Source organism: Actinomadura bangladeshensis (assembly GCF_004348335.1).
GTDB classification, from domain to species: domain Bacteria; phylum Actinomycetota; class Actinomycetes; order Streptosporangiales; family Streptosporangiaceae; genus Spirillospora; species Spirillospora bangladeshensis.
Map to the genome: position 1 here is coordinate 1 of NZ_SMJW01000350.1, position 6,686 is coordinate 6,686.

The 6,686-nt window shown below is 70.0% G+C and carries 6 protein-coding genes; 3 read left to right on the forward strand and 3 right to left on the reverse strand.

Annotation, left to right across the window (positions count from 1 at the left end):
• The 3 genes from E1284_RS37175 to E1284_RS37185 form a co-directional block, all read left to right on the forward strand.
• On the forward strand, positions 1–882 hold an 882-nt coding region (locus E1284_RS37175), incomplete at its 5' end, for a hypothetical protein (RefSeq protein ID WP_207924176.1).
• Between the two features lie 236 nt (positions 883–1,118).
• Positions 1,119–2,648 (forward strand): OmpA family protein, encoded by a 1,530-nt coding sequence (locus E1284_RS37180; RefSeq protein ID WP_131944838.1) that lies wholly within the window; start codon positions 1,119–1,121, stop codon positions 2,646–2,648.
• A 91-nt stretch (positions 2,649–2,739) separates the two neighbouring features.
• On the forward strand, positions 2,740–2,979 hold the full coding sequence (locus tag E1284_RS37185; protein ID WP_131944839.1) for a DUF6458 family protein: 240 nt from the start codon (positions 2,740–2,742) through the stop codon (positions 2,977–2,979).
• Between the two features lie 52 nt (positions 2,980–3,031).
• Here the strand turns inward: E1284_RS37185 and E1284_RS37190 are convergent, their stop codons facing one another.
• Genes E1284_RS37190 through pdhA form a run of 3 tightly spaced genes read right to left on the reverse strand, consistent with a single transcriptional unit; the run spans position 3,032 to position 6,527 of the window.
• Positions 3,032–4,417, reverse strand: coding sequence for a dihydrolipoamide acetyltransferase family protein (locus E1284_RS37190; protein ID WP_207924177.1), 1,386 nt, complete (start codon positions 4,415–4,417; stop codon positions 3,032–3,034).
• A gap of 5 nt (positions 4,418–4,422) precedes the next feature.
• Positions 4,423–5,400, reverse strand: coding sequence for an alpha-ketoacid dehydrogenase subunit beta (locus tag E1284_RS37195; protein ID WP_131944841.1), 978 nt, complete (start codon positions 5,398–5,400; stop codon positions 4,423–4,425).
• Positions 5,397–6,527: a pyruvate dehydrogenase (acetyl-transferring) E1 component subunit alpha gene (pdhA, locus tag E1284_RS37200; protein ID WP_131944842.1), complete on the reverse strand. Its 1,131-nt coding sequence runs from the start codon at positions 6,525–6,527 to the stop codon at positions 5,397–5,399. Before pdhA ends, E1284_RS37195 begins: the two co-directional genes overlap by 4 nt.
• Positions 6,528–6,686 lie beyond the last annotated feature (159 nt).

Consider the following 6,686-nt stretch of genomic DNA (forward strand, 5'->3'; position numbering starts at 1 on the left):
GCCCAAGCCCCACCCTCGACCGTTGCCGTCACGTTGGCGCGCGCCCGACGGCAATTCTCCGCCGGGCAACTCGGGCCGATACTCAAAGGGTTGCCCCACCTGCTGTCCACGGCACATGAGGCGTTCGCCGCACGTCCCGACGACCCGCGCAACGCCATCACGCTTGCCGCGGCCTACGACCTGGGGTCAGAGGCGTTGTACAAGGCGGGACAGCACGCCAGCAGCCGGATCACCGCAGACCGCGCCACCACCTACGCCAAGCTGTCGGAGGATCCCGCGGCGATGGCCATGGCGGCCCGGTCGCTCGGCACCGTGCTACGCAACGAAGGCCGCAAGGCTCTCGCCGAGCAGATCACCATGAAAGCCGCGCTCCACCTCGACGACAGCGGCACCTCCACCCCCGATGCCGCTAACGCCTTGGCGCAGATCTACTGCACCAGCGCCTACAGCGCCGCCCAGGCCGGTGACGCCGACACCGCCCTGACCCTGATCAGGGAGGCTGAACGTGCGGCCCGGAGCGTCGTCCCGCGTGCCCTGGCCCGTCCCAACCGCTTCCCCGTCGACCCCGCTCAAGTCCGGCTTTATGAACTCGGCGTCCGCTGGGCGCTTGATGAACTCGGCGAGGCCATGCGGGTCGGTAGGACGCTGCGCGCGGTCCAGTTCGACACACGGGAACGCCGAGCACGGCTCTACACCGACCTCGGCCGGGTGTGGTGGCGGGCAGGCAAGCCCGACCAGACTGCAGCCGCGCTGTTGGCCGCCCACCGGCAATCCGCTGCCGAGATCCGTCGCCCGAGTATCCATGCTCTGGCGCAGCAGGTCGTGCGCCAGCATCCGCGAGCGCGCGGGGCCGACCAGCTCGCGCTGACCATCAGCGTCTAAAGGCGATCCAGCCCGAAACGTACGAACTGCGTGTGTAGCCCGACGCTGGGCAGACATGTCCCTCTCCCTTGTGCAGGCCCCCTGCCACGCCACCACCGCCCGCGTCGGCTCCGAGGCAGTTGGCCGGTCGCGGCTTGGTGTAATGCTCGATTCTCGACTGGCACGTATGGCGGGGGCTGCCGCCGTTCACTACTATCGGCGCGTCCCTCGCCCGTTTCCCCCCGACCGGATGGCCGATGCGTGCTTCGCCCCTCGCCGTCTCTCTCGTCGGCCTGCTCCTTGCCGCCGGTTGCGCCGACGGTAGCCGGGCCGAGCAGGTCGCGCCGCCGACCGTCACGGTGGGCGGTGTCCCTAGCCCTGCCGCGCAGAGTGGTGGGGCGTTCTCCAAGGAAGGCTGGTTCGGGGGCGCGGACGGGCTGCATGCGCGGGTCGACATTCGCGGCGTCCAGCGGCAGGCGGGCAAGGCGGTGCTGCGGTACAGCGTGACGTCGCTGGACTCGGCCACGAAGTCCGTTCCGTTCGAGATCGCGCTGATCGATCCGGTGGGACGCAAGCTCTACAAGCCGACCGGGACGACGAGCGGCTCCGGCTTCACCCCGGGCGCGGTCCGGGAGATGGCCGCCGAGTACCCGCCGATACCGGCGGATGTCCAGAAGGTCACGGCGATCACTCCGGGGACGGCGGGGGAGTTCACGGGCATTCCGGTGACCGATGGTGCGTCCTCGGGGAGCCCGGGCGCGTCGATGCCCCCGAGCGGGTCGGGGATACCGGTCGCGCCGTCCAGGGCACCCTCCGCCACACCGCCGGGCGGTGGGCGGCCGTCGGTGGGCGCCGAGCCCTTCGGACGGGTCAGGCCCTTCACCGCCCCTACGCAGTCGCCCTCAACGACACCGTCGCCGTCCACGCCTGTTGGTACGGGGCCAAATCCCGTGGACCTGTACGACATCGTTGAGGGCGAGACCAAGGACGTCACGTCCAGCCCGTCGGAGGTCACCGTCAGCCTGCGCGCCGACGCGCTGTTCGACGGCGCCTCGGCGAAGCTGTCGAGCCGTGCGAAGGCCGTCCTGGACGAGGCCGCCCAGCAGATCAAGACGAAGGCCACGGGCGCGCTGACCTTCGAAGGACACACCGGCGAGAACGACACCAAGCTGTCGAAAGACCGGGCCGATGCCGTCATGAACGATATGAAGACGCGCCTGTCGAACGGCTTCACTTACACGGCGACCGGCAAGGGGAACACCGAGCCCGTCGCCAAGGACGCCGTCCGCAACAACCGTGTCGAGATCTCCTACCGGCTGAAGGCAAGCGCGCGCGGCACCACCCCACCGGCCGTCTTCCAACCGCAGGACGGCAAGACGGTGGCAACACGTACGGCCACCTTCGGTGCGGACAAGAGGCGACTGGACGTCAAACCCTTCTACCGGGACGGTGCCTACATCGTCGCCGTGTTCGACATCGTCAACCAGGGGCCGGGCACCACCCCACCTGACGCCTCCTACCCGGACCCCAACTATCCGGGGGCCGTGTTCGGCTCGTTCTCCATCCAGACGCCCGGCGGTAAGGACGTCTACCGCGCCGTCCGCGGCGGCCCGGCAAGGGTGGGCGGTCCGAGCATCTACGTCGACACGGGACGCGCCACCTTCGTCACCGCCGTGGGCAAGCCCGACCGCGGTTTCGTCTACCTGCCCGCCCCGCCCGGCAACGTCACGTCGGTGACCTTCAACGCCGGCCCCTTCGGCAAGGTCGACAAGGTCCCCGTCTCATAGACCCGTCTCATAGATGCCGCGACGTGTGGCGGACGAGCCGGACGGATAGGTAAAGAGCACGGCATTGGATCGTCCGGCGGAGGTCATCGCAATGGGTATCGGCGTCAGCGTTTTCCTGATCACGATAGGGCTGATCCTCAAGTTCGCCATCCAGCCGGACGCGATGACGGACCCCGTGGACATCCACGTCATCGGAGTCATCCTGATCATCGTCGGCGGGGCGACGTTCGTCCTGCAGATGCTGATGACGGCCCGCGGGCGCGGACCGGGCTCGGGCTCCGGCCCGCGCCGGGACGAGCGCATGTACGACGGCGACAACCCGCCGCGCTGAGAACGAACCGACCGAGGGCCGGCGCCGCGTCCACGGCGCCGGCCCCGGAACGTCAGCCCCAGGCGAGCATGCGGATCGGGTCTTCCAGCATGTCGCCGACGTCGCGCAGGACGCGCGAGCCCAGTTCACCGTCCACGATCCGGTGGTCGAACGACAGGGCGAGCGTGGTGACCTTGCGGATCGCCAGTTCGCCCTCGTGGACCCACGGCATGTCCCTGATCTGCCCGAACGCCAGGATCGCCGCCTCACCCGGGGTCAGGATCGGTGTCCCCGTGTCCACGCCGAACACGCCGACGTTGGTGATGGAGATCGTCCCGTCCGAGAGGTCGGCCGGGGACGCCTTGCCCGCGCGTGCCTTTGTCGCCAGTTCGTTCAGCGCGCGCGCGAGGCCGGGCAGGTCCAGGTCCTGCGCGTCCTTCACCTTGGGCACGATGAGGCCGCGTTCGGTGGCCGCGGCTATGCCCAGGTTCACGTAGTGCTTGACCACGATCTCCGCGCCGTCCGGGCCGTCCACCCAGGTGGAGTTCACCATCGGGTGCCGCCGGACGGCGGTGAGCAGCGCGCGCGCCACCAGCAGTAGCGGCGACACCTTCACGTCGGCGAACTCGGGCAGTTCGCGGAGCCGCTTGACGGTCTCCATGGTGCGGGTGACGTCCACCTGGAGGAACTCGGTGACGTGCGGGGCCGTGAACGCCGAACCGGACACCGCCGCCGCCGTCGCCTTGCGCACACCCTTCACCGGTACGCGCTCCTCACGCGCACCTGCCTGGGCGGGGGCCGCCTGGGGCGGCGCGGCCTGCGCGGCGAGGACGTCGTCCCGCGTGATCGAGCCCTGCGGCCCCGAACCCGTGATGGTGGCGAGGTCGACGCCGAGGTCCTTCGCCATCTTCCGGACGGGCGGCTTCGCCAGCGGCAACCCGTTGTCCACAGGCTGTGGACGAGGCGCCGGCGGCCGCACCTGCGGCGGCGCCGGCGTCACGGCCGGAGCGGCCTGCGCCGCACCGTTGGACGCCTTGCGCGGACGCCGCTTGGTCGACCCCTCCTTGACCCCGTATCCGACCAGCACCGGCTGGCGTTTCGGCGGCGCCTCCGCACGTGCGACCATGCCCGGCTCGTTCGCCGTCGGCACGCCCTCCTCGCGCAGCGCCGCCGTCTGCGCCGGCGGCTCGGACACCGGCGTCGCCACCGCGCCGCCCTCGGCGCCGACCGCGATGATCGGCACGCCGACGTCCACGGTCTCACCCTCGGTGACCAGCAGCTCGGCCACCACGCCATCGAACGGGCAGGGCAGCTCCACGATCGCCTTCGCCGTCTCGATCTCGACGATGGTCTGGCCGTCTTCGACGGTGTCGCCCGGCTGGACGTGCCACTTGACGATCTCCGCCTCGGTCAGGCCCTCGCCGACGTCCGGCAGCTTGAACAGTCTCGGCTCGCTCACCGGCGTCACCACGCGAAGGATCGGTCGACCGCGTCCAGGATGCGGTCGAGGTCGGGCAGATAGTCGTCTTCCAGGCGGGACGGCGGATACGGGGTGGAGAACCCGCCGACGCGCAGCACCGGCGACTCCAGCCGGTAGAAGCACTTCTCGGTGATCCGCGCGGCCAGCTCGGCGCCGAACCCGCTGTACACCGGCGCCTCGTGCACCACCACGCACCGGCCCGTCCGGTTCACCGACTCCGTCACCGCGCCGATGTCGAGCGGGTTGAGCGAGCGCAGGTCGATGACCTCCAGCGACCGCCCCTCCTCGGCGGCCGCCGCGGCCGCCTCCAGGCACGTCTTCACCGACGGCCCGTACGCCAGCACCGTCGCGTGCTCGCCCGGCCGGACGACCCGCGCCTGATGGAGCGGCGTCCACTCCGTGGAGTCGATGTCGACGTCGGCCTTGTCCCAGTACCGCCGCTTCGGCTCGAAGAAGATCACCGGGTCGGGGGACGCGATCGACTGCTGGATCATCGAGAACGCGTCCACCGGGTTCGAGCACGTCACCACGCGCAGCCCGGCCGTGTGCGTGAAGTACGCCTCCGGCGACTCCGAATGGTGCTCGACCGCGCCGATGCCGCCGCCGCACGGGATCCGGACGACGACCGGCAGCGACAGCGTGCCGAGCGACCGCATCCGCATCTTCGCGAGCTGCGTGATGATCTGGTCGGCGGCCGGGAACACGAACCCGTCGAACTGGATCTCGCAGACCGGCCGGTAGCCGCGCAGCGCGAGCCCGATCGCCGTCCCGATGATGCCGGACTCGGCCAGCGGCGTGTCGATGACCCGCTCCTCGCCGAAGTCCTTCTGCAGGCCGTCCGTGATCCGGAAGACCCCGCCGAGCTTCCCGACGTCCTCGCCCATCACGAGGACCTTCGGGTCGTTCTCCATGGCCTTGCGCAGGCCCTCGTTCAGCGCCTTGCCGAGGGTCAGGGTGGTCACTTCGACTCCTCCTCGAACGACGCCAGGTAGGCGGCGAACTGCTCCTGCTCCTCCGTCATCAGCGGATGCCGCTCGGCGTACACGTCCTCGAACATCGACAGCGGCTTCGGATCGGGCATCGCCCGGCAGCCCTCGCGCAGCTCCTTCGCGAGCTGCTTGGCCTCGTCCTCGACCTTCTCGAAGAACCCCGCGTCCGCCAGGTCGTTGCGCACCAGGTACGCCTTGACCCGCTCGATCGGGTCCTTGAGCTTCCACGCCTCCTCTTCGGCCTTCAGCCGGTACCGCGTGGGGTCGTCGGTCGTCGTGTGGGCGCCCATCCGGTAGGTGTACGCCTCGACCAGCGTCGGGCCCTGCCCCGTCCGGGCGTTCTCCAGAGCCTTCCTGGTGACCGCGAGACAGGCGAACACGTCGTTCCCGTCCACGCGCAGCCCGGGGAACCCGAACCCCTGCGCCCGCTTGTAGAGGGGAATCCGGGACTGCTTCTCCAGCGGCTCGGAGATGGCCCACTGGTTGTTCTGGCAGAAGAACACGATCGGCGCGTTGAAGACGGACGCGAAAACGAACGACTCGTTCACGTCACCCTGCGACGTCGCCCCGTCCCCGAAGTAGGCGATCGTCGCCCCCGCCGACAGCGTGCCCAGCACCCCGTCCCGCTGGATGCCCATCGCGTACCCGGCCGCGTGCAGCGTCTGGCTGCCGATCACGATCGTGTACAGGTGGAACCCGTGCTCGGCCGGATCCCAGCCACCGTGGTTGACGCCCCGGAACAGCCCGAGCAGCTTCAGCGGCTCCACGTTCCGGCACCACGCGACGCCGTGCTCGCGATAGGTCGGAAAGACCATGTCGTGCTCGGTCAAAGCCCGCCCAGACCCGATCTGAGCGGCCTCCTGCCCCAGCAGCGAGGCCCACAGCCCCAGCTCGCCCTGCCGGGTCAGCGCCACGGCCTCCAGGTCGATCCGCCGGACGATCACCAGGTCGCGATAGAGATCGCGCACTTCCTCGGCGCTGAGGTCCAGGGGGTAGTCGGGATGCTCGATGCGCTCCCCCTCGGGGGTCAGCAGCTGGACGAGCTCGGGCTCGGCGAGCTCCGGGGTGTCGGGCGCGCCGCGCACGGAGTCGATCGTCATCGATGACACTCCTCGTTCGGGGCCGGTACACGGGATCGCCGCGCCGCCGGCCGATGTCAACGGCCATCGGCCCCGGTAAGGGACAAAAGCCGCAATGCCATCGTGGCAGACATCACACCCTGCGATGCAAGTCCCGCCACCGTGATCCCTACCCCACCC

Excerpts from the sequence above, each read along its gene's own strand:
- E1284_RS37185 (WP_131944839.1), top strand. The coding sequence starts at position 2,740 with ATGGGTATCGGCGTCAGCGTTTTCCTGATCACGATAGGGCTGATCCTC.
- E1284_RS37180 (WP_131944838.1), top strand. The coding sequence starts at position 1,119 with ATGCGTGCTTCGCCCCTCGCCGTCTCTCTCGTCGGCCTGCTCCTTGCC.
- pdhA (WP_131944842.1), bottom strand. The coding sequence starts at position 6,527 with ATGACGATCGACTCCGTGCGCGGCGCGCCCGACACCCCGGAGCTCGCC.